This is a genomic window from Microbacterium sp., from assembly GCF_047606385.1.
Classification (GTDB): domain Bacteria; phylum Actinomycetota; class Actinomycetes; order Actinomycetales; family Microbacteriaceae; genus Microbacterium.
The window spans coordinates 1-22,099 of sequence record NZ_JASGEL010000138.1 but is presented as its reverse complement, the minus strand read 5'-3'; the positions used below and the strand labels follow the sequence as shown (position 1 = coordinate 22,099).

17 protein-coding genes and 2 pseudogenes are annotated in these 22,099 nt (G+C 71.9%); 17 read left to right on the top strand and 2 right to left on the bottom strand.

The features are described from left to right. Window positions 1–10 precede the first annotated feature (10 nt). Both QM626_RS14545 and QM626_RS14540 read right to left on the bottom strand, forming a co-directional pair. Window positions 11–886, bottom strand: coding sequence for a shikimate dehydrogenase (locus QM626_RS14545; RefSeq protein WP_415077680.1), 876 nt, complete (start codon window positions 884–886; stop codon window positions 11–13). Window positions 887–998: 112 nt separating this feature from the next. After that, window positions 999–1,631 carry a TetR/AcrR family transcriptional regulator gene (locus QM626_RS14540; RefSeq protein ID WP_415077679.1) on the bottom strand — a complete coding sequence of 211 codons (633 nt, stop codon included), beginning with the start codon at window positions 1,629–1,631 and terminating at the stop codon, window positions 999–1,001. Between the two features lie 60 nt (window positions 1,632–1,691). Between QM626_RS14540 and QM626_RS14535 the strand changes: the two genes are divergently transcribed. The 17 genes and pseudogenes from QM626_RS14535 to QM626_RS14455 form a co-directional block, all read left to right on the top strand. Beyond that, complete coding sequence (locus QM626_RS14535) at window positions 1,692–3,509, top strand: bifunctional sugar phosphate isomerase/epimerase/4-hydroxyphenylpyruvate dioxygenase family protein (protein WP_415077678.1); 1,818 nt, start codon at window positions 1,692–1,694, stop codon at window positions 3,507–3,509. A gap of 2 nt (window positions 3,510–3,511) precedes the next feature. Continuing rightward, window positions 3,512–3,970, top strand: a complete 459-nt coding sequence (gene aroQ, locus QM626_RS14530) for a type II 3-dehydroquinate dehydratase (RefSeq protein ID WP_415077677.1) — start codon at window positions 3,512–3,514, stop codon at window positions 3,968–3,970. A 161-nt stretch (window positions 3,971–4,131) separates the two neighbouring features. Continuing rightward, window positions 4,132–4,692 (top strand): elongation factor P, encoded by a 561-nt coding sequence (gene efp / locus QM626_RS14525; RefSeq protein WP_415077676.1) that lies wholly within the window; start codon window positions 4,132–4,134, stop codon window positions 4,690–4,692. A gap of 3 nt (window positions 4,693–4,695) precedes the next feature. Then, complete coding sequence (nusB, locus tag QM626_RS14520) at window positions 4,696–5,106, top strand: transcription antitermination factor NusB (RefSeq protein WP_415077675.1); 411 nt, start codon at window positions 4,696–4,698, stop codon at window positions 5,104–5,106. 94 nt (window positions 5,107–5,200) lie between these two features. Next, window positions 5,201–8,503, top strand: a complete 3,303-nt coding sequence (locus tag QM626_RS14515) for an SNF2-related protein (protein ID WP_415077674.1) — start codon at window positions 5,201–5,203, stop codon at window positions 8,501–8,503. A gap of 85 nt (window positions 8,504–8,588) precedes the next feature. Continuing rightward, window positions 8,589–10,160, top strand: a complete 1,572-nt coding sequence (locus QM626_RS14510; RefSeq protein WP_415077673.1) for a Rieske 2Fe-2S domain-containing protein — start codon at window positions 8,589–8,591, stop codon at window positions 10,158–10,160. Window positions 10,161–10,302: 142 nt separating this feature from the next. Beyond that, window positions 10,303–10,896: pseudogene (gene pyrR, locus QM626_RS14505) on the top strand (bifunctional pyr operon transcriptional regulator/uracil phosphoribosyltransferase PyrR); the annotation flags it as partial. Next, window positions 10,896–11,858 carry an aspartate carbamoyltransferase catalytic subunit gene (locus QM626_RS14500; protein WP_415077672.1) on the top strand — a complete coding sequence of 321 codons (963 nt, stop codon included), beginning with the start codon at window positions 10,896–10,898 and terminating at the stop codon, window positions 11,856–11,858. The pseudogene pyrR and the gene QM626_RS14500, both read left to right, overlap by 1 nt. Further along, window positions 11,855–13,165, top strand: coding sequence for a dihydroorotase (locus QM626_RS14495; protein ID WP_415077671.1), 1,311 nt, complete (start codon window positions 11,855–11,857; stop codon window positions 13,163–13,165). Before QM626_RS14500 ends, QM626_RS14495 begins: the two co-directional genes overlap by 4 nt. After that, the gene (locus QM626_RS14490; RefSeq protein WP_415077670.1) at window positions 13,162–13,680 is read left to right on the top strand and encodes a hypothetical protein; all 519 of its coding nucleotides are present in this window, start codon (window positions 13,162–13,164) and stop codon (window positions 13,678–13,680) included. The genes QM626_RS14495 and QM626_RS14490 overlap by 4 nt, the downstream gene beginning before the upstream one ends. Continuing rightward, window positions 13,677–14,831 (top strand): glutamine-hydrolyzing carbamoyl-phosphate synthase small subunit, encoded by a 1,155-nt coding sequence (gene carA / locus QM626_RS14485; RefSeq protein WP_415077669.1) that lies wholly within the window; start codon window positions 13,677–13,679, stop codon window positions 14,829–14,831. Before QM626_RS14490 ends, carA begins: the two co-directional genes overlap by 4 nt. Beyond that, a complete protein-coding gene (gene carB, locus QM626_RS14480) occupies window positions 14,831–18,118 on the top strand; it encodes a carbamoyl-phosphate synthase large subunit (protein ID WP_415077668.1) in 3,288 nt (1,095 codons plus the stop codon). Before carA ends, carB begins: the two co-directional genes overlap by 1 nt. Before the next feature lie 100 nt (window positions 18,119–18,218). After that, window positions 18,219–19,070, top strand: coding sequence for an orotidine-5'-phosphate decarboxylase (gene pyrF, locus QM626_RS14475; RefSeq protein ID WP_415077667.1), 852 nt, complete (start codon window positions 18,219–18,221; stop codon window positions 19,068–19,070). Further along, a complete protein-coding gene (gene gmk / locus QM626_RS14470; RefSeq protein WP_415077666.1) occupies window positions 19,063–19,959 on the top strand; it encodes a guanylate kinase in 897 nt (298 codons plus the stop codon). The genes pyrF and gmk overlap by 8 nt, the downstream gene beginning before the upstream one ends. A gap of 80 nt (window positions 19,960–20,039) precedes the next feature. After that, the gene (gene rpoZ, locus QM626_RS14465; protein ID WP_415077665.1) at window positions 20,040–20,294 is read left to right on the top strand and encodes a DNA-directed RNA polymerase subunit omega; all 255 of its coding nucleotides are present in this window, start codon (window positions 20,040–20,042) and stop codon (window positions 20,292–20,294) included. 86 nt (window positions 20,295–20,380) lie between these two features. Then, complete coding sequence (gene metK, locus QM626_RS14460; protein ID WP_415077664.1) at window positions 20,381–21,574, top strand: methionine adenosyltransferase; 1,194 nt, start codon at window positions 20,381–20,383, stop codon at window positions 21,572–21,574. A 2-nt stretch (window positions 21,575–21,576) separates the two neighbouring features. Then, window positions 21,577–22,099 (top strand): annotated as a pseudogene (locus QM626_RS14455) (primosomal protein N'); the annotation flags it as partial.

The following is a 22,099-nucleotide window of genomic DNA, read 5'->3' as shown; positions in this document are numbered from 1 at the left end:
CGTTTCAGTGTCAGACGAGGATCTCGTGGTCGGCCACGAGACGCTGGAAGTGGTCGGTCATGCGGGCGACGTCCGGGCGGACGCCGGTGATCAGCTCGAAGGCGTCGACGGCCTGGTAGACCGCCATCCGGCCGCCGTCGAGGGTGCGCGCGCCGATGCTCCTCGCGGTGGCGAGCAGCTCCGTCACATAGGGGCGGTAGACGATGTCCGCGACCCAGAGGTCGGGCCGCAGCAGGTCGGCGGGGAAGGGGAGGCCGGGGTGCTCTGCCATGCCGGTAGGGGTGCAGTGCACGATACCCGTCGCCGAGCGCAGCGCCTCGGCGATCCCGGATGCCGGCGCCACGGCGACTGCCGTGCCATGCCGGGCGGTGAGCTCGGCGGCCAGGCGGCGGGCGCGCTCCGGGTCGACGTCGACGAGGGTGAGGCCGTCGACGCCGCGCCGCAGCAGGGCGTCGGCCACGGCCGATCCGGCACCGCCGGCGCCCAGCTGCACGATGCGGGACGTGTCGGCATCCGCCATGCCCGCGACGAACGCGCGCTCGAAACCGGTCGTGTCGGTGTTGTAGCCGCGGCGCCCGTCGGCCCCGAAGACCACGGTGTTCACGGCGCCCAGCGCCGCGGCGACCGGGTCGACATGGTCGAGGTGCGCGATCACCGCTCGCTTGCACGGGTGGGTGATGTTCAGGGCGTCGAAGCCGAGACGCTCCGCCCAGTCGAGGATCGCGCCGAGATCGCCGGTGCCGAGACCGAGCACGGTCATGTCGATCGGGCGGTAGAGGTACGGGATGCCGAGCGCGGCCGCCTCGGCCATGTGCATCGGCGGCGTGAGCGAGGGCGTGACGCCGGTGCCGACCAGCCCCACGAGGAATGGATGTCCGGGCTGCACGCGGTCTCCTTCGACACGGCGGGCGGCTGCGCCCGCTCCTAATGTACTAACTGGTACGTACGGAGTAAAGCACGCGCCACCTATCGTGTCAACGCCCCCTGAGGCGGGAGGCTCAGCGCGCGGCGGAGGTCAGCCAGCCGACGACGACCTCGCCGATGAGCGCGCGCAGATGGGCGCGCCGCGCCGGGTCGGCGAAGTCCATGTCGAAGAGGTAGCCGAAGGTGTAGCGATTGGCGACCTGGAAGACGCAGTAGGCGCTGATGACCAGGTGCACGTCGATCGCGTCGACGTCATCGCGGAACACGCCGGCGTCGCGGCCTCGATCGAGGATCTCGTCGAGGAGCGTCTTCGCCGGCTGGGCCAGCTGCCGCAGCGTCTCGATGCGGCGGATGAACTCGCCGCGGTGGACGTTCTCGATCGCGACCAGGCGGATGAAGTCGTCGTGTGTGACGTGGTGGTCGAAGGTGAGCTCGGCCAGTTGGCGGACCGCCTCGACCGGGTCGGTGTGATCGACGTCGATGCGGCGCTCGGCCTCGCGGATGCCGAGATAGGCGTTCTCGAGCACCGCGAGGTACAGGCCCTCCTTGCTGCCGAAGTAGTAGTAGATCATCCGCTTCGTGGTGCGGGTGCGCTCGGCGATCTCGTCCACGCGGGCGCCGGAGTAGCCGTCGGCGGCGAACACCTCCGTGGCGACGCTCAGCAGCTCGGCGCGGGTGCGCTCGGCGTCGCGCTGGCGGGGGGGCACGCGCTCAGGATAGCCGAGCGGGCTCGACGGCATAATGTACCGCATGGTACATTGCGGCGGATGAAGACGTCGATCGCCACCGTGTGCCTGTCCGGGACGCTGCGGGACAAGCTCGTCGCCGCCGCGCGCGCCGGCTTCGACGGCGTCGAGCTGTTCGAGCCCGACCTGATCGCCGCACCGGAGAGCCCCGAGGAGATCCGTGCGCTGGCCGACCGCCTGGCGCTCACGCTCGACCTGTACCAGCCGATGCGCGACGTCGAGGGCGTCGATGAGGCCGAGTTCGCACGCGTGCTGCGTCGGGCCGAGGCCAAGTTCGCCCTCATGCGCCGCATGGGCATGGACCTGGTGCTGTGCTGCTCCAACGCGGGCACCGCGACCGTCGACGACGACGAGGTCAGCGCGGCGCAGCTGCGGGTGCTCGGCGACCTCGCGGCGGGATACGGCATCCGCATCGCCTACGAGGCGCTCGCCTGGGGCCGGTTCGTCGACGACTACCGACGTGCGTGGCGCATCGTGCAACGGGCCGACCACCCTGCGGTCGGGGTCTGCCTCGACTCGTTCCACGTGCTCTCCCGCGGCCACGACCCTGCGGCGATCGAGGCGATCCCGGGGGAGAAGATCTTCTTCCTGCAGCTCGCCGACGCCCCGGACCTGTCGATGGACGTGCTCAGCTGGAGCCGTCATCACCGGCTCTTCCCCGGCGAGGGCGTGTTCGACCTCGCCGGCTTCACGGCTCACGTGCTGCGGGCCGGGTACACCGGCCCGCTGTCGCTCGAGGTCTTCAACGACACCTTCCGGCAGACCGACCCCGCCCGCACGGCCGCGCACGCCCGCCGGTCGCTGCGCTGGCTCGAGGACGCCGTGACGGCCCGCGCCGGCCTCCCGGGCCTCGAGCGGCTCCCGGCCCTCGACCCGCCGCGCGGATTCGACTTCGTCGAGGTCACCGCGGAGGACACCTCGCCGATCGAGCGGATGCTGCAGCAGGCCGGCTTCACGCCGCGTGGCCGGCACCGGACCAAGCCCGTCGCCCTCTGGTCGGCCGGGCGGGCGCGGATCGTGCTGAACGAGCAGCACGCCCGCGACCTGGCCCCCCACCTGTCGGCGTTCGGCCTCGCGGTCGACGACCCCGCGCGGCAGTCCGAGCGGGTGCGCGCGCTGGGGGTGCCCGCGGCCTATCGACGCACCTACGCGCACGAGGAGCTGCTGCCGGCCGTCGTGGCGCCCGACGGCACCGAGGTGTACTGGGCGGTCGCGGGCGGCGAACCGGCATGGGTGTCCGAGTTCGAGCACGGCGAGCCCGTGCGCGAAGCGCCGATCGAGGCCGTGGACCACGTGAGCCTGACCCAGCCGTGGCAGGTCGTGGACGAGTCCATGCTGTTCTACCCGGCCGTGTTCGGCCTCAGCTCGGCCGGCGGGACGGATGTGGCGAGCCCCCGGGGGCTCGTGCAGTCCCGTGTGCTGCGCACGCCCGACGGGGCGGTGCGCGTGCCGCTGAACGTCGCGCCCCCGATCGTGGCCGAGCGGGGACTGCCCGGCGGCGCGAGTCAGCATGTCGCCCTCCGCTGCCACGGCGTCCTGGCCCTCGCGCACGCCGCCCGCGGGCGGGGGCTGCCGGTGCTGCCGATCCCCGGCAACTACTACGACGACCTCGCCGCGAGATTCGACCTGCCGGCGGGCTTCGTCGAGCGCCTGCGCGGACTCGACATCGTCTACGACCGCGACGAGGCGGGGGAGTACCTGAACTTCTACACCGAGACGGTCGGACAGGTCTTCTTCGAGTTCGTCGAGCGCATCGACGGCTACGACGGCTTCGGGGCCGGCAACGCCCCGGTGCGGATGGCCGCGCAGGGCGCCGCCGCCGGTGGAGTACCGTCGTGACGGTGAGCACCCCGCGTCGCCTGCTGCTGGTCAACGGTCCGAACCTGAACCTCCTCGGCATCCGGGAGCCCGGGATCTACGGGCACGAGACCCTCGCCGACGTCGAGCGGATCACCACGGACGCCGCGGCCGCGCACGGCTTCGAGGTGCGCGCTGTGCAGAGCAACCACGAGGGCGTCCTGCTCGATGCGATCCACGCGGCCCGCACGGACTGCGCCGGCATCGTCATCAACCCGGGCGGTCTCACGCACACCTCGGTCGTGCTGCGCGACGCGCTCTCCGGCGTCGCGCTGCCGGTGGCCGAGGTGCACATCTCGAACGTGTACGAGCGCGAGGAGTTCCGCCACCACTCGTACGTGCACGACGTCGCGCTCGTGCACGTCGTCGGGGAGGGCGTCGCCGGCTACGCCATCGCCGTCGCCCGCCTCGTCGACGTGATCGCCGGCGCCGCCGAGGGCTGAACCGCCGTCTCGCGAGACCGCATCGCTGCGCCGAGAGGGTGGTTCGGCGCCACGGTCTCGGCGGCCGGATGCGGTCTCGCGGTAGACTGGGCGGTCGGGCCGCGCGTCGACGCGTTCGAGCCCCCGCGAACTCGACCCACACGAACGGAAACTCCACAGCCATGGCATCCACCGCAGACATCAAGAACGGCGTCGTCCTGTCGATCGACGGGCAGCTCTGGAGCGTCGTGGAGTTCCAGCACGTCAAGCCCGGCAAGGGCGGTGCGTTCGTGCGCACCAAGCTGAAGAACGTGCTCACCGGCAAGGTCGTCGACAAGACCTTCAACGCCGGTGCGAAGATCGAGATCGAGAACGTCGACCGCCGCGACTTCCAGTACCTCTACAACGACGGCGACAGCTTCGTGTTCATGGACACGAGCGACTACGACCAGATCAACGTCCCCGCGGCGACCGTCGGCGACGCGGCGAACTTCCTGCTGGAGAACCAGCAGGTCACGATCGCGCTCAACAACGGCAACCCGCTGTACATCGACCTGCCGGCATCCGTCGTGCTGGAGATCACCTACACCGAGCCGGGCCTGCAGGGCGACCGCTCCTCGGCCGGCACCAAGCCCGCCACCGTCGAGACGGGCTACGAGATCCAGGTGCCGCTGTTCCTGGAGACCGGCACGAAGGTCAAGGTCGACACTCGCACGGGTGACTACCTCGGCCGCGTCAACTGACGCGTGAGCGCCCGCAGCAAGGCGCGCAAGCGCGCCCTCGACATCCTCTTCCAGGCCGACGTCCGCGGGGAGGACGCCGCCGTCGTGCTGGCGGCCGAAGCCCGACGCGCGGCCGGCGAGCCCTCCCGGCAGGGCTCGTGGCTCTACGCGCGCGAGATCGTCGACGGCGTGATCGCGGCCCAGGACGAGATCGACGAGCAGATCGTCACGCACGCGCGCGACTGGAGGCTCGAGCGGATGCCGGCCGTCGACCGCGCGGTGCTGCGCATCGGCGTGTGGGAGATCCTGTGCAACGACGAGGTGCCGGACGCCGTCGCCATCGACGAGGCCGTGGAGCTGGCGAAGGAGTTCTCCACGGAGGAGTCCGGCGCGTTCGTGCACGGCGTGCTGGGACGGATCGCCCGCACCCGCTGAGCCCGTACCACCTTCGCGCGAGCGCGGGGTCGAGGTCACGGGCGTCTGATCGACCGCGCGTGGCGTGTCGGCGCCTCCTGCGAGGATGGATCGCATGTCGGCGCCTTTCGTTGACCCCGCCGCGATCCGGGCGATCGCGTGGGGCGGCAGTTATGACCGGGGCGTCGCATACTTCCGGTCTGGCGCGGTCCGCCGTACGGCATGGGACGGTGCCGCCCGCGTGCTGACCGCCGATGTCCGGGGCAGCGGACACCACGTGTACCGCTGCACGATCCTCCTCGGCGCGGGCGATGTGCTCTCCGCGCAGTGTTCGTGTCCGGTGCAGGAGGGCTGCAAGCACGCGATCGCGGCGCTGCTGGCCAGCAACGCCGCCGGGAGTCCCACGGTCGTCCCATCGCCGCGACCAGCAGGCCCGTTCGGTGCGGCCACGACCCGTCCGGGACCGGCCTCGACGGCCGCCCCGACATGGCGCTCGCTCGTGGCGGGCGACACCGAGACCGGCGTCGTGCCGCTCGCTCTCGGTGTCGAGCTGCGCCAGCGCAGCCCGTACCGCGCCGACGACTGGGCGCCGCGGCGCACCACGGCGGCCACCGCGCGTGGTCTCGTGGCGCGTCGCGACGACCTCAGTCTCGCGGTGCGGCCGCTCATGCGCAGCGACCGCACCGGTGCCTGGATCCGGGGCGACGCCTCGTGGGATGCCGTGCGGCGCGGCGCCGCGCGCTTCGTGCCGCAGCAGGCGCGCTGGCTCACCGAGCTCGCCACCATCCTCACCGGCGGCGCCGCGCCCGGCGGGATCGGCGGATCCGGCGAATGGCTGACGCTCGACGGGGGACGGTCGACGCTGCTCTGGCCGCATCTCGCGGCGGCTCGGGACGCGGGCGTCGAGCTGCTGCCGGCGGCCACGGGCCAGACGGTGCGCCTCGCACGGTACGGGGCGGTGGCCGTCGACGTGGCCGACGACGGCGACCGGATGCTGCTGCGTGCCGTGCCCGAGATCGAGGGTCTCGCCGCCGGAGAGGTCGTCGTCGGCGCAGTGGGCAGCACCGGCGTGTACGCCGTCGAGATCGACCGCGACCCGGTGCCGATCGTGCTGGCGCCGGCCGCGCTGAGCGAGCCGCTGCGTGTTCTGCTCGCCGCCGGCGGCGAGATGGCGGTGCCCGCCCATGAGCGCGACGCCTTCATCGCCGAGGGGCTGCCGCGGCTGGCCCGCCGCGCCACGGTGCGGCTGCCCGCGGGCATCCCGACACCCGTCGCGGCGCCGCCGGTGGCGGTCGTCGCGGTCGAATTCGACCCGGCCCACGCCGTCGAGTACCGGATCTCGTGGTCGTACGCGGGCCGGGCGCGCATCGGGTTCGACGAGCCGCTCGACGCGGACCGCGACGGCGCCGCCGAGGCATCGCTCACGGCGTCCCTCGAACAGGCGTGGGATGCGGCGATGGCGACGTCCTTCGCGCCGGCGGGTCGTCTCGGCGGCGTCGAGACCGCCGAGTTCGCGGCGCAGGTGCTGCCGGCCTGGCGAGGCCTTCCCGGCGTGCGGGTCGAGGGGAACGCGCCGGCACGGCGGTACACCGAGCTCGCCGAGGAGCCGGAGATCCGGGTGCGGACGGTGGAGAGCGACCAGCCGGACTGGTTCGACCTCGGCGTCGTCGTCTGCGTGGGGGAGCGCCGCATCCCGCTCGCGGCCCTGATCACCGCGCTGTCGCGCGGCACGCGCAAGCTGCTGCTCGCCGACGGCGCCTACTTCTCCCTGTCCCATCCGTCGCTGCAGCGGCTGCGCGACCTGCTCGCCGAGGCCGCCGACCTCGACGAGTGGGAGCCCGAGACGACCCGCATCAGCCGTCATCAGACCGACCTGTGGGCAGAGTTCGAAGACCTGGCCGACGTCAGCGAGCCCGCCCTGTCGTGGCGGTCGCTGGTGACGGGCCTGCGCGACGTCGAGCGGGTGCCGCCGACACCGGTCCCGACCGGTGTGACCGCCGAGCTGCGCCCGTATCAGCGCGCCGGCTTCGACTGGCTCGCGTTCCTGTGGCGCCACCGGCTGGGCGGCGTGCTCGCGGACGACATGGGGCTCGGCAAGACGTTGCAGCTGCTCGCGCTGGCCGCGCACATCCGCTCCGAGCCCGGGACCGGGCCGGTGCTCGTGGTCGCGCCGACCTCGGTGCTGCCGACCTGGGCCGCCGAGGCGGCGCGCTTCGTCCCCGGCCTCGCGGTGGTCGCGCTCGACGGCACCACCGCCCGGCGCGGCGAGCCGGTGGCCGATGCCGCCGCGCGCGCCGACATCGTCCTGACCTCCTACACGCTGCTGCGGCTCGATGCGGACGAGTTCGCCCGCACCGGCTGGTCGGCGGTCGTCCTCGACGAGGCGCAGTTCGCGAAGAACCCGCGCACCAAGCTGCACCGGGCGATCGCCCGGCTGCGGTGCGACGCGCGGTTCGCGGCGACGGGCACGCCGCTGGAGAACTCGCTGACCGACCTGTGGTCGCTGCTCTCCCTCACCGCCCCCGGCCTGTTCCCCTCCGCCCGGCGCTTCCGAGAGGAGTACGTGCAGCCGATCGAACAGGGCAGGGTGCCCGAGAACGCCGAAGCCGGTCCGTTCCGGAGAGCGCGCCTGGCACGACTGCGCCGCCGCATCCGGCCGCTCATCCTGCGGCGCACCAAGGAGGCGGTGGCGACCGAGCTGCCCCCCAAGCAGGAGCTCGAGCTGCGCGTCGCGCTGGAGCCCGCCCACCGGGCGCTGTACGACCGCGTCCTGCAGCGGGAACGGCAGAAGGTGCTCGGCCTGCTCGACGACCTCGACCGCAACCGGTTCATCGTGTTCCGCTCGCTCACGCTGCTGCGGATGCTGAGCCTCGCGCCCGTGCTCGTCGACGGACGCCACGCCGCCATCGGCTCGAGCAAGGCGGATGCGCTGCTCGACCGGCTGGTGGAGGTCACCGCCGAGGGGCACCGGGCGCTCATCTTCAGCCAGTTCACGTCGTTCCTGGCTCTGGTCGCCGACCGGCTGACGGCCGCCGGCATCGACCACGAGTATCTCGACGGCTCCACCCGGCGGCGCGGCGAGGTCATCGATCGGTTCCGTCGCGGCACGGCGCCGGCGTTCCTCATCAGCCTCAAGGCCGGCGGGTTCGGGCTCACCCTCACCGAGGCGGACTACGTGTTCGTGCTCGACCCGTGGTGGAACCCGGCCGCGGAGGCGCAGGCCGTGGACCGCTCGCACCGGATCGGGCAGACACGCACGGTGATCGTGTACCGCCTCATCGCCGCCGACACGATCGAGGAGAAGGTGCTCGCGCTGCAGCAGCGCAAGGCGCGGCTGTTCCAGGCGGTGGTCGACGACGACGCGCTGTTCGCGCAGGAGCTGACCGCCGACGACATCCGCGGCCTCGTCGAGCCGTAGCGTCGTCTTTTCTCACGGCGCCGTCCCCGCCGCGTCCAGGTGCGCCCGCGTAGACTCGGGAGTCGTTCGACAGGGAAGGAACCGCATGCGGATCACGGGTCTCGGGCACGCCGGGATGTTCATCGAGACGGCGGGTGGCAGCATCCTCTGCGATCCGGTGATCGGTCCGTCGTTCTTCGGCTCCTGGTTCCCGTTCCCCGACAACCGGGGTCTCGACTGGGAGCGGTTCGGAGCCGCCGACTTCCTGTACATCTCGCACCGGCATCGCGACCACTTCGACCCGCGGATGCTGCAGCGCTATGTGCGGCGCGACATCCCGGTGCTGCTTCCCGACTACCCGACCGACGACCTCGAGACCGACCTGCGGGCCCTCGGCTACGACAACATCGTCTACACGCAGGCGGGCGTGCCGCTCGCCTACGACGGCGTGACGCTCATGGTGACGCCGCTGCGCGCCCCCAGCGACGGGCCGATCGGCGACTCGTCGCTCTCGGTCGACGACGGCACCGCCAGCATCCTGAACCAGAACGACTCCCACCCGCTGGATCTGGAGACGCTGCTGGGCTTCTCGAAGCCCGACGCGTACTTCACCCAGGTGTCCGGTGCGATCTGGTGGCCCATGGTCTACGACCTGCCGCAGGACGCGAAGCAGAACTTCGCCCGCCTCAAGCGCGACGCGCAGAACAAGCGGGCGATGTACTACATCGAGAAGGTGGACGCCGAGCACGTGTTCCCGATGGCGGGGCCGCCGATGTTCCTGCGCGAGGAGCTGTTCCGCTTCAACGGGTGGGGCCTTCAGGACGACTCGATCTTCACCGACCAGGCGCAGTTCCTCGCGCACATGCGCGCGCAGCGGCCGGAGCAGAAGGGGTACCTGTTCGTGCCGGGCACGCAGGTCGACCTCGACGGCGGGGAGATCGAGGTCACCCAGACCCTGTACATGGATGCCGAGATCGATCGGATCTTCGGCGACAAGTGGACCTACCTCGCCGAGCAGCGTGACAGCCGACAGGACGAGGTGCGGGCCGAGGAGGCGCGTCGGGCTCCCGTGCTGGCGCCGGACGAGATGTTCGCCGCGATCAAGGAGTGGTGGGAGCCGCTGCTGCGCCGGGCCCGCACCATCCGCAACGGCGTGGGCGGCAACGTGCGCTTCCGCATCGGCGAGCTCGACCTGGTCGTCGACTTCCCGAAGGCGAAGGTGCGGGAGTACGCCGGGGAGGAATGCGTGTACTGGTACACGATCCCGGCGGACCTGGTCTCCACCAACATCGTCGATCACGAGATCGACTGGTCGAACTCGATCTTCCTGTCGATGCAGTTCGACGTCGGCCGCAGCGGCAAGTTCAACGAGTTCCTCACCACGTTCCTGAAGTGCCTCTCGCGCGACCGCATCGAGTACGTCGAGAACTGGTACGCCGAGCAGACCGATCAGACCGAGGACTCGCAGCTCGGCGACTGGATCGTGCAGCGCCGCTGCCCGCACCTGCGCGCCGACCTCACCAAGACCGGCCGGATCGAGGACGGTGTGCTCACCTGCTCGCTGCACGACTGGAGCTGGGACCTGCGCAGCGGCAAGTGCCTGACCACGCAGGGCCACCCGATCCGCTCGCATCCGGTCGAGGACGCGCTGTTCGTCGAGGCGACCGCCGCCGGCTGAGGCGTCGAATCGGCGAGACCGCATCTGCGCGCCGAGACCGTGGGTGAACCCCACCCTTTCGGCGCGCAGATGCGGTCTCGCGGTCGGCGGAGCGGACGAGGGGCGCGGGGACGCGCACCGGCGGCGCGGTCGGGTAGGGTGGAGCGAGCACCACAAGCAACCTTTAACACCGTCCGAGAGGCGGAGAAGGGAGCGGCGGATGAGCACGCGCACCGTGCTGCACGAAGCCGACATCGCCCGTGCGCTGACTCGGATCTCGCACGAGATCCTCGAGTCGAACAAGGGCGCCGACGACCTGGTGATCCTCGGCATCCCGACCCGCGGCGTCATCCTCGCCGATCGCATCGGCGCCCTGATCGCCGAGTTCGCCGGCGCCAGCGTCCCGGTCGGCGCGCTGGACGTCACGATGTACCGTGACGACCTCGCCAAGCACCCGACCCGTACCCCACAGCGCACCCGCATCCCGGCCGAGGGCATCGACGGGCGCACCGTCGTGCTCGTGGACGACGTGCTCTTCAGCGGCCGCAGCATCCGCGCGGCCCTCGACGCCATCGGCGACATCGGTCGGCCCGCCGCGGTGCGGCTCGCGATCCTCGTCGACCGCGGTCACCGGGAGCTGCCGATCCGCCCCGACTTCGTCGGCAAGAACCTGCCCAGCGCGCGCGACGAGCGCGTGAACGTGCGGCTCGCCGAGAGCGACGGCGACGAGGCCGTCACGATCGAGGGTCGCGACTGATGCAGCACCTGCTCGACACCACGCACCTCGGGCGCGCCCAGGCGCTGCGCATCCTCGACGTCGCCGAGGACATGGCCGACACCCAGAGCCGCGAGATCAAGAAGCTCCCGACGCTGCGCGGCAAGACCGTGGTCAACCTGTTCTTCGAGGACTCCACCCGCACCCGCATCTCGTTCGAGGCCGCCGCGAAGCGCCTGAGCGCCGACGTGATCAACTTCTCCGCCAAGGGCTCGAGCGTCTCGAAGGGCGAGTCGCTGCAGGACACCGCGCAGACGCTGCAGGCCATGGGCGCGGATGCCGTCGTCATCCGCCATCAGGCCTCCGGCGCGCCGCGCACGCTCGCGACGAGCGGCTGGATCACCGCGGGCGTCGTCAACGCCGGCGACGGCACGCACGAGCACCCCACCCAGGCGCTGCTGGACGCGTTCACGATCCGCAAGCGCGTCTTCGGCGCCGACAGCCGCGGCCGCGACCTCGACGGCATCCGGGTCACGATCGTCGGCGACATCCTGCACTCGCGCGTCGCCCGCTCGAACGTGTGGCTGCTGCGCACGCTCGGCGCCGAGGTCACCCTCGTCGGGCCGCCGACGCTCATCCCACAGGACGTGTCGGCCTGGCCCGCCACGGTCGAGTACGACCTGGACGCGGCGATCGCTGCAGGCCCCGACGCGCTGATGATGCTCCGCATCCAGCTGGAGCGCATGACGGCGGCGTACTTCCCGACCGAACGCGAGTACAGCCGGGCCTGGGGCCTGGACGCCGCGAGGCTCGCGGCGCTGCCGGCCGATAGCATTGTCATGCATCCCGGCCCCATGAACAGGGGGCTGGAGATCTCGGCCGATGCGGCGGACTCGCCCCGGTCGACGGTGCTGGAACAGGTGACCAACGGCGTGTCGGTGCGGATGGCCGTGCTGTACCTGCTGCTGGCGGGCGAACGCGACGGGAAGGAGGACGCACGATGAGCGAGACCTTCCTCCTCACGGGAGCGACGATCGAGGGCGGCGAGACCGCCGACATCCTGCTCGAGGACGGGGTGATCGCCGAGATCGGCGCGGGCCTGAGCCGCACGGGCGCGACCGTCGTGGACGCCGACGGCCTGGTGGCCCTGCCGGGCCTCGTCGACCTGCACACCCACCTGCGCGAGCCCGGCTACGAGGCGAGCGAGACGATCCTCACCGGTTCGCAGGCGGGGGCCGCAGGGGGCTTCGCCGCGCTGTTCGCGATGCCGAACACCTCCCCGGTCGCCGACACCGCCGGCGTGGTCGAGCAGGAGCTGGCCCTCGGCGAGGCCGCCGGCTACCTCACGGTGCAGCCGATCGGCGCGGTGACCGTCGGGCAGAAGGGCGAGCGCCTGGCCGAGCTCGGCGCCATGGCCCATTCGCGCGCGCGGGTCCGGGTCTTCAGCGACGACGGGTTCTGCGTATGGGACCCGCTGATCATGCGCCGTGCACTCGAGTACGTGAAGGCGTTCGACGGCGTCGTCGCCCAGCACGCGCAGGACCCGCGGCTGACCGAGGGCGCCCAGATGAACGAGGGCACCGTGTCGGCCGAGCTGGGGCTGGCCGGCTGGCCGGCCGTCGCGGAGGAGTCGATCATCGCCCGCGACGTGCTGCTGGCCGAGCACGTCGGCTCACGGCTGCACGTGTGCCACCTGTCGACGGCCGGCTCGGTGGACATCATCCGATGGGCCAAGCGGCGCGGCGTGAACGTGACCGCCGAGGTCACGCCGCACCACCTGCTGCTCACCGAGGAGCTCGCCCGCGGCTACGACGCGCGCTTCAAGGTCAACCCGCCGCTGCGCCGGGACGAGGACGTGCGGGCGGTGCGGGAGGGGCTGGCCGACGGCACGATCGACATCGTCGCGACCGACCACGCCCCGCACCCGCACGAGTCCAAGGCCTGCGAGTGGGCGGCGGCCGCGAACGGCATGGTCGGCCTGGAGAGCGCGCTGCGCGTGGTGCAGCTCGCGGTGGTCGACACCGGCCTGCTCACCTGGGCCGACGTCGCCCGCGTCATGAGCCGCACGCCGGCGCACATCGGCCGCCTCGCCGGCCACGGCCGGCCGCTCCGGGCCGGCGAGCCCGCGCACCTGACCCTGCACGACCCGTCCGGCGAGGGCCCGTTCGGCGCCTCGGACCTGCACGGGCGCAGCACCAACTCGCCGTATCTCGGCCGTACGCTGCCGGGCCGTGTCGCCTGGACGTTCCACGCCGGCACCGCCACGCTGCGGGACGGCACCCTGACCCCGGCCGCGGAGGTGGCACGATGACCAACGAAGAGCTCGACCTGCTGCTCGTGCTGGTGCTCGCCGTGCTGCTGATCGGCCTCATGGCGTGGGGATGGCGACGACGTGTGAAGCGCGACGCGAAGCTGACGGCGCCGACGGGCGACATCCCGGCCGGCGCGCGGATCCTGGCGAGCTTCCCCGCCCTGTACGTGGCCACCACCGCGCGCGGCACGGCGCTGAACCGCCTGGCGGTGCGCGGCCTGGCGTTCCGGGCCCGCGCGACGGTGATCGTCACCGACGCGGGCCTCGCGCTCGACCTCGCCGGCGAGGACCGCGTCTTCGTCGCCGCCGACCGCCTCGTCGCGGTCGATCAGGCGACGGTCACGATCGACCGCGTGGTCGAGCCAGACGGCCTCACGCGCCTGAGCTGGCGCATCGACGAGGACACCGTCGTCGACTCGTACCTCCGTCCGCAGGATGCCTCCGCGCGTGCCCTCGCCGCCGGGATCGAGCCGCTCCTGTCCGCCCCCGTCACCCCGACAGGAACCGACGCATGACCCTCTTCACCACCGACCCCGCCGTGCTCGTCCTCGAGGACGGCACCCGGCACACCGGCCGCTCCTACGGCGCCCGCGGCACCACGCTGGGTGAGGTCGTCTTCGCCACCGGCATGACCGGCTACCAGGAGACCCTCACCGACCCGTCCTACGCCGGCCAGATCGTGCTGCAGACCGCGCCCCACATCGGCAACACCGGCGTGAACGACGAGGACCCGGAGTCGCGTCGCATCTGGGTCGCCGGCTACATCGTCCGCGACCCCTCGCGCGTCGTGTCGAACTGGCGGGCCGACGAGTCCCTCGACGAGGCGCTGGAGCGCGACGGCATCGTCGGCATCAGCGGCATCGACACCCGCGCCGTCACCCGTCACATCCGCTCGGCCGGATCCATGCGTGGCGGCATCTTCTCCGGGGACGCCGCGGGCATCTCGCCCGGCGAGCAGCTGCGCATCGTGCGCGAGGCCCCGCAGATGGCGGGCCAGAACCTCTCCGCGCAGGTGTCGGTGGATGTCGCGGCCGTCACGCCCGCGGTGGGGGAGCGCATCGGCAACCTCGCCGTGCTCGACCTCGGCGTCAAGCAGGCCACGATCGACAACCTCGCCGCCCGCGGCTTCGAGGTGCACGTGCTGCCGCAGACCGCGACCATCGACGAGATCCGCGCGATCGACCCGGTCGCGGTGTTCTACTCGAACGGCCCGGGCGACCCGGCGGCCAGCGCCGACCACGTCGAGCTGCTGCGCGCCGTGCTGGACGACCGGCTGCCGTTCTTCGGCATCTGCTTCGGCAACCAGCTGCTCGGCCGCGCGCTCGGCTTCGGCACGTACAAGCTCCCCTTCGGCCACCGCGGCATCAACCAGCCCGTCCTGGACCGCCAGACCGGGCGGGTCGAGATCACCGCGCACAACCACGGCTTCGCCGTCGACGCCCCCCTGGACGGCGAAGCGTCCAGCCCGAACGGGTACGGCCGGGTCGAGGTCAGCCACGTCGGCCTCAACGACAACGTGGTGGAGGGGCTGCGGGCGCTCGACATCCCGGCCTTCAGCGTGCAGTACCACCCCGAGGCCGCCGCAGGTCCCCACGACGCCAACTACCTCTTCGACCGGTTCCGTGACCTGGTCCTCGCCGAGCAGAGCACGAAGGACAGCAAGTAATGCCCAAGCGCGACGACATCCACTCCGTCCTCGTCATCGGCTCCGGCCCGATCGTCATCGGCCAGGCCTGCGAGTTCGACTACTCCGGCACCCAGGCGTGCCGGGTGCTGCGCGCCGAGGGCGTGCGCGTCATCCTGGTGAACTCGAACCCGGCCACGATCATGACCGACCCCGACTTCGCCGACGCGACCTACATCGAGCCGATCACCCCCGAGGTGATCGAGACCATCATCGCGAAGGAGAAGCCGGACGCGATCCTGCCCACGTTGGGCGGTCAGACGGCGCTGAACGCGGCGATGGCCCTGCACGAACGCGGCATCCTGGACACGTACGGCGTCGAGCTCATCGGCGCCAAGGTCGAGGCGATCCGCAAGGGCGAGGACCGGCAGATCTTCAAGGAGCTCGTCATCGAGGCGGGAGCGGATGTCGCTGCCTCCGTCATCTGCCATTCGATGGACGACCTGCTCGCCGGCGCCGAGCGGCTCGGCTATCCGCTGGTCGTGCGGCCGTCGTTCACGATGGGCGGGCTCGGCTCCGGCTTCGCATACGACGAGGCGGACCTCCGCCGCATCGGCGGCGCCGGCCTGCACGACTCGCCCACGCACGAGGTGCTGCTGGAGGAGTCGATCCTGGGCTGGAAGGAGTACGAGCTCGAGCTCATGCGCGACACGGCCGACAACACGGTCGTGGTCTGCTCCATCGAGAACGTCGACCCGGTCGGCGTGCACACCGGCGACTCCATCACGGTCGCGCCGGCGCTGACGCTCACCGACCGCGAGTACCAGAAGCTGCGTGACATCGGCATCGACATCATCCGCGCCGTGGGCGTGGACACCGGCGGCTGCAACATCCAGTTCGCCGTCGACCCGGCCACCGGCCGCATCATCGTCATCGAGATGAACCCGCGCGTCTCGCGCTCGTCCGCGCTCGCGTCGAAGGCCACCGGCTTCCCGATCGCGAAGATCGCGGCCAAGCTCGCGATCGGTTACCGGCTCGACGAGATCCCCAACGACATCACGAAGGTCACCCCGGCCAGCTTCGAGCCGACCCTCGACTACGTCGTCGTGAAGGTGCCGCGGTTCAACTTCGAGAAGTTCCCGGCCGCCGACACCACCCTGACCACCACCATGAAGTCGGTCGGCGAGGCGATGGCCATCGGGCGCAACTACACGACCGCGCTGCAGAAGGCGCTGCGGTCGCTGGAGAAGCGCGGCTCCAGCTTCCACTGGGGCGACGAGCCCCGCTCCGCGGCGGAGCTGCTGGAGATCGCGAAGACCCCGACCGACGGGCGCATCGTCGTGCTGCAGCAGGCGATGCGGCTCGGCGCGACGATCGAGCAGGCCTTCGAGGCCACGAAGATCGATCCCTGGTTCCTGGATCAGATCGCCCTGGTCAACGAGGTCGCCGAGTTCGTGCGGACGGCCGCCGAGCTGGATGCCGCCACCTTGCGCATCGCGAAGGAGCACGGTTTCAGCGACGCGCAGCTGGCCCAGCTGCGCGGCATCACCGAGGCCGAGGTGCGGGGCGTGCGGCACGGTCTCAGCATCCGCCCGGTCTACAAGACGGTCGACACGTGCGCGGGCGAGTTCCCGGCGCTGACCCCGTACCACTACTCGTCCTACGACGCCGAGACCGAGGTGGCGCCCTCCGACCGCACGAAGGTCGTCATCATCGGCTCCGGACCGAACCGCATCGGTCAGGGCGTCGAGTTCGACTACTCCTGTGTGCACGCCTCGTTCGCCCTCGCCGACGCCGGTTTCGAGACGGTCATGGTCAACTGCAACCCGGAGACCGTGTCCACCGACTACGACACCAGCGACCGGCTCTACTTCGAGCCGCTCACGCTGGAGGACGTGCTCGAGGTGCTGTACGCCGAGAGCGCGTCGGGCGAGATCCTCGGCGTCATCTGCCAGCTCGGCGGCCAGACCCCGCTGGGGCTGGCTGCAGGGATCGAGGAGGCGGGCTACCGCATCCTCGGCACGAGCCCCGCCGCGATCGAGAACGCCGAGGAGCGCGAGCTGTTCTCCCGTCTGCTGGAGTCCGCCGGCCTCGTCGCCCCCCGCAACGGCACCGCGATCGACGTCTCCGGCGCCGTGGCGATCGCCGAGGAGATCGGCTATCCGGTTCTCGTCCGCCCCAGCTTCGTGCTCGGCGGCCGCGGCATGGAGATCGTCTACGACACGCCCAGCCTGCGCGACTACTTCGTGCGCGTGGCGGACCAGGCCATCATCGGACCCGGGATGCCGCTGTTGGTCGACCGGTTCCTCGACGACGCCGTGGAGCTCGACGTCGACGCGCTGTTCGACGGCGAGGAGCTGTACATCGGCGGCGTGATGGAGCATCTGGAGGAGGCCGGCATCCACTCCGGCGACTCCTCCTGCACGCTGCCGCCGATGTCGCTGGGCCGCACCGAGATCGACCGGGTGCGCGAGGCGACGTACGCGATCGCCGCCGGTGTCGGCGTGCGGGGCCTGCTGAACGTGCAGTTCGCCGTCTCGGCAGGAGTGCTCTACGTCATCGAGGCGAACCCGCGGGCCAGCCGCACGGTGCCGTTCGTGTCGAAGGCGCTCGGCATCCCGCTGGCCAAGGCAGCCAGCCGCATCATGGCCGGCAGCACCGTCGCGGAGCTGAAGGCGGAGGGCCTGCTCCCGGAGCAGGACGGCTCGCGCGTGCCGCTGGACGCCCCCGTCGCCGTCAAGGAGGCGGTGCTGCCGTTCAAGCGGTTCCGCACCGCCGACGGCGCGACCGTCGACTCGGTGCTCGGCCCGGAGATGCGCTCGACGGGCGAGGTCATGGGCATCGACCGCGACTTCCCGACCGCGTTCGCGAAGAGCCAGGCCGCCGCCTACGGGGGGCTGCCGACCTCGGGGACCGTGTTCCTCTCGGTGGCCGACAGCGACAAGCGCGCCGTGATCCTCCCCGCGCACCGGCTGCAGGAGCTGGGCTTCGACCTGGTCGCCACGTCGGGCACGGCCGAGATCCTGGCGCGCAACGGCATCGACGTCGGCATCGTGAACAAGTACTCGGCCACGCAGACCACGGGCGAGAAGAACATCGTCGACCTCATCAACGACGGCAGCATCGACATCATCGTCAACACCCCCTCGGGCGGCTCCGCGCGCGCCGACGGCTACGAGATCCGCGCCGCGGCGGTCGCCGGCGACAAGGCGCTGTTCACGACGATGGCCGTGCTGGGCGCCGCCGTCAGCGCCTTCCCGGCGCTGCGCGAGGGCTTCGACGTGAAGAGCCTGCAGGAGTACGCGATCGAGAGGGCAGGACGCCGGTGACGCGGCCGAGGTCGTCGCCGCCGGCCCCCGGCGTCGCAGAATCGCGCCACCGTCGCAGGATTCCGGCCGGATCCTGCGACATCGACGTGATTCTGCGACCGTGGGGGATGCCGTGACCTTCGGCGTGCGGCTGCGCGATGCGCTCGCGACCTATGGGCCGCTGTGCGTCGGCATCGATCCGCACGAGCGGCTGCTCCTCGAGTGGGGTCTGCCGGTCTCGGCGGCGGGCGTGCGCGAGTTCGGGCTGCGGGTCGTGGATGCCGCGGCCGGCCGCGTCGGCGTCCTCAAGCCCCAGGTGTCGTTCTACGAGCGCTTCGGCTCGGCCGGGTTCGCCGCGCTCGAGGACGTGCTCGCCGCCGCCCGCGCGGCGGGCGTCCTGGTCATCGCCGACGCCAAGCGGGGCGACATCGGCACGACGATGGACGCGTACGCCGATGCGTGGCTCACTCCGGGCGCACCGCTCGAGGCCGACGCGCTGACGGCGAACCCGTTCCTCGGCGTCGGCACGCTCTCGCATGCCTTCGATCTGGCCGAGGCGCACGGCAAGGGCGTCTTCGTGCTGGCCGCGACCAGCAACCCCGACGCCTTCACGGCGCAGCGCGCCCGCCTCGAAGACGGGAGCACGGTCTCGGCGGGGCTCATCGCGGAGGTCTCCGCGCGGAACGCGCAGCACGTGGCCGTCGGCGAATGGGGGAGCCTCGGCTTCGTCGTCGGCGCGACCGTCGACTGGACCGACGCCGGTCTCGTCCCGCCCGTCCCGCCTGCGCCGATCCTCGCTCCCGGCTTCGGCTATCAGGGCGCGACACCTGCGGATCTCGTGCGCCGCTTCGGTCCGGCCGCGGCGACCGTCGTCGCGTCCGAGAGCCGCAGCGTCCTCTCCGCCGGCCCCGCCGGTCTCGCGGCGCGCATCGACGAGCGGCGCGCGCTGTACCGGGCGGTGACCCATGGCTGAGTCCCGGACCCCGCCGGAGGTGGATCGGGCCGCGGCCTCCCGCAAAGCGGTCGCGGCGCGCCGTGCGCGGGCGAGCCTGAAGCGCGACATCGCGACCCGCGTCGTCACCCCGCAGGAGGTGCTGCGCCGCGCCACCGCCGATGCGGCATCCCCGGCGGGCACGATGCGCGTCCCCGACTTCCTCACCGCGATCCCCGCGATCGGGGAGAGCAAGCGCGACCGGATCCTCGACCACCTCGGCATCTCGCCGGTCAAGCGCCTCGGCGGGCTCGGCGTGCGGCAGCGCGCCGCGCTGTCCCAGTGGCTCGACGCACGCCTGCCCGAGCCCGAGCCGCGGCCGCAGCGCAGCCGTCTCGTGGTGCTGGCCGGACCCACCGCGGTCGGCAAGGGCACCGTCGCCGCGCACATCAAGGCGCATCACCCGGAGATCCTGCTGTCGGTGTCGGCGACGACGCGCCCGCCGCGGCCGGGCGAGGTGGAGGGCGAGCACTACTTCTTCGTCGACGACGCGGAGTTCGACCGCATGATCGCGGCCGGCGAGCTGCTCGAGCACGCGACGGTGCACAACGCGCACCGCTACGGGACGCCGCGCGCGCCGATCGAGAAGGCGCTGGCCGATGGGCGGACCGTGCTGCTGGAGATCGACCTGCAGGGCGCCCGCCAGGTGCGGGGCGCCGCGCCCGACGCGACGCTCGTGTTCCTGCTGCCGCCGAGCTGGGACGAGCTCGTGCACCGACTGGTGGGACGCGGCACCGAGGACGCCGAGGAGCGAGCCCGGCGCCTGCGCACCGCCCGCACCGAGCTCGCCTCGCAGGGCGAGTTCGACTTCCACGTGGTCAACGCCGACGTCGCGGCGGCGGCGGCGCGGATCGCCGTCCTCGCCGGCTGAGGCCGGCGGCCGCGTGACGTAGAATGGTCGGATGCGCGCCGGGCGCGCAGCATCCGTCTCCCGAACCAGGAGGTTCCGCCATGGCCACCCGCGATCAGGGCATCATCGACCCGCCCATCGACAGCCTGCTCGAGAAGGTCGACTCCAAGTACCAGCTCGTCATCTACGCGTCCAAGCGGGCCCGCCAGATCAACGACTACTACTCGGACCTGCACGAGGGGAACCTGTTCGACAACGTCGGACCGCTCGTCGACTCGACCATCGAGGACAAGCCGCTGACGATCGCGCTGCACGAGATCCACGAGGACAAGCTGCGCCTGCGTCAGGCCGACTGACCCCTTTCGCTGTGTGACGCAGCCCCGGCACTCGGTGTCCGGGGCTGCGGGCATAATGGCGGTCGTCCCCTGATACTGGAGCCTTGATGAGCGAACTGCGCCTGTTCACGTCCGAATCCGTGACCGAGGGACACCCCGACAAGATCTGCGACCAGATCTCCGACTCGATCCTCGACGCGCTGCTGACCGTCGACCCCGGGAGTCGGGTGGCGGTCGAGACCCTCGTCACCACGGGCCTGGTGCATGTCGCCGGCGAGGTGCGCACCGAGGGCTACGTCGACATCCCGGGCATCGTCCGCCGCGTCGTCAACCGCATCGGGTACACCTCCAGCGACACCGGCTTCGACGGGGACTCGTGCGGCGTGAGCGTGTCGATCGGGGAGCAGTCCGGCGACATCGCCGCCGGCGTGGACACCGCGATCGAGCACCGCGAGGGCGGCTCGGTCGACCCGGTGGACGCGCTGGGCGCGGGCGACCAGGGCATCATGTTCGGCTACGCCACGAACGAGACCCCGCAGCTCATGCCGACCGCGATCTGGACGGCGCATCGGCTCGCCGAGCGCCTCACCGACGCGCGCCGGTCCGGCGCCCTGCCGTTCCTCCGCCCGGACGGCAAGACCCAGGTGACCCTCGGCTACGACGGCACCGTCCCACGCACAGTCGAGACCGTCGTGCTCTCGACCCAGCACCATCCCGACATCTCGCTCGCCGCGCTGCGAGCGGCGGTGCAGGCCGAGGTCATCGACCCGGTGCTGGCCACGACCGGGCTCGACCTGTCGGACGTGAGATACGTGATCAACCCTGCCGGCCCGTTCGTCACCGGGGGCCCGAAGGGCGACGCCGGACTGACCGGCCGCAAGATCATCATCGACACCTACGGGGGCGCCGCGCGCCACGGCGGCGGGGCGTTCAGCGGAAAGGACCCGTCCAAGGTCGACCGCTCGGGCGCGTACGCGATGCGCTGGGTCGCCAAGAACGCGGTCGCAGCCGGTCTCGCCGACCGCCTCGAGGTGCAGGTCGCCTATGCGATCGGCAAGGCGCAGCCCGTCGGGCTCTACGTCGAGACGTTCGGCACGGCCCACGTCCCCGAGGAGCGCATCACGCGCGCGATCCTCGACGTGTTCGACCTGCGTCCGGCCGCGATCATCCGCGAGCTCGATCTCCTCCGCCCGATCTACGCGCAGACGGCGGCCTACGGGCACTTCGGCCGGGAGCTGCCGGACTTCACCTGGGAGAGCCTCGACCGCGTCGACGAGCTGCGCTCGGCCGCCGGGATCTGACCGTGGCCGCACGACGCGTCGCGCGCGTGCTGCTCGACTCGCCGCTGCCGCAGCTCGACCGGCTGTTCGACTACGAGATCCCCGCCGAGCTGGCGGACGCGGCGCGGCCCGGCGTCCGCGTGAAGGTGCCGTTGCGCACCGCGGGCCGCGTCGTCGAGGGGTACCTCGTCGAGGTCGGCGAGGCGGCGGACGCCGATCGTCCGCTCTCGACGCTGGACGCCGTCGTGTCGCCGGCGCCGGTCCTTCCCCCGGCGCTGTACCGCCTGGCGCGGCGGGTCGCGGACCGCGCCGCCGGGAGCGCCTCCGACGTGCTGCGCCTCGCGATCCCGCGTCGCATGGTGCGTGCCGAGAAGACGTGGGCCGCCGCTCCGGCGCCCGTGCCGGTCGAGGTGCCCGCCGCGCAGGTCGCGTGGGCGCGACAGGTGCTCGCCGCCTATCCCGGCTTGGAAGCCGCGCTGACGGCGGGGGAGCGGGTCGCGCTCGACGCCCCGCCCCGGCTGGTGGCGCTGCCCGGCGGGGCCCCGG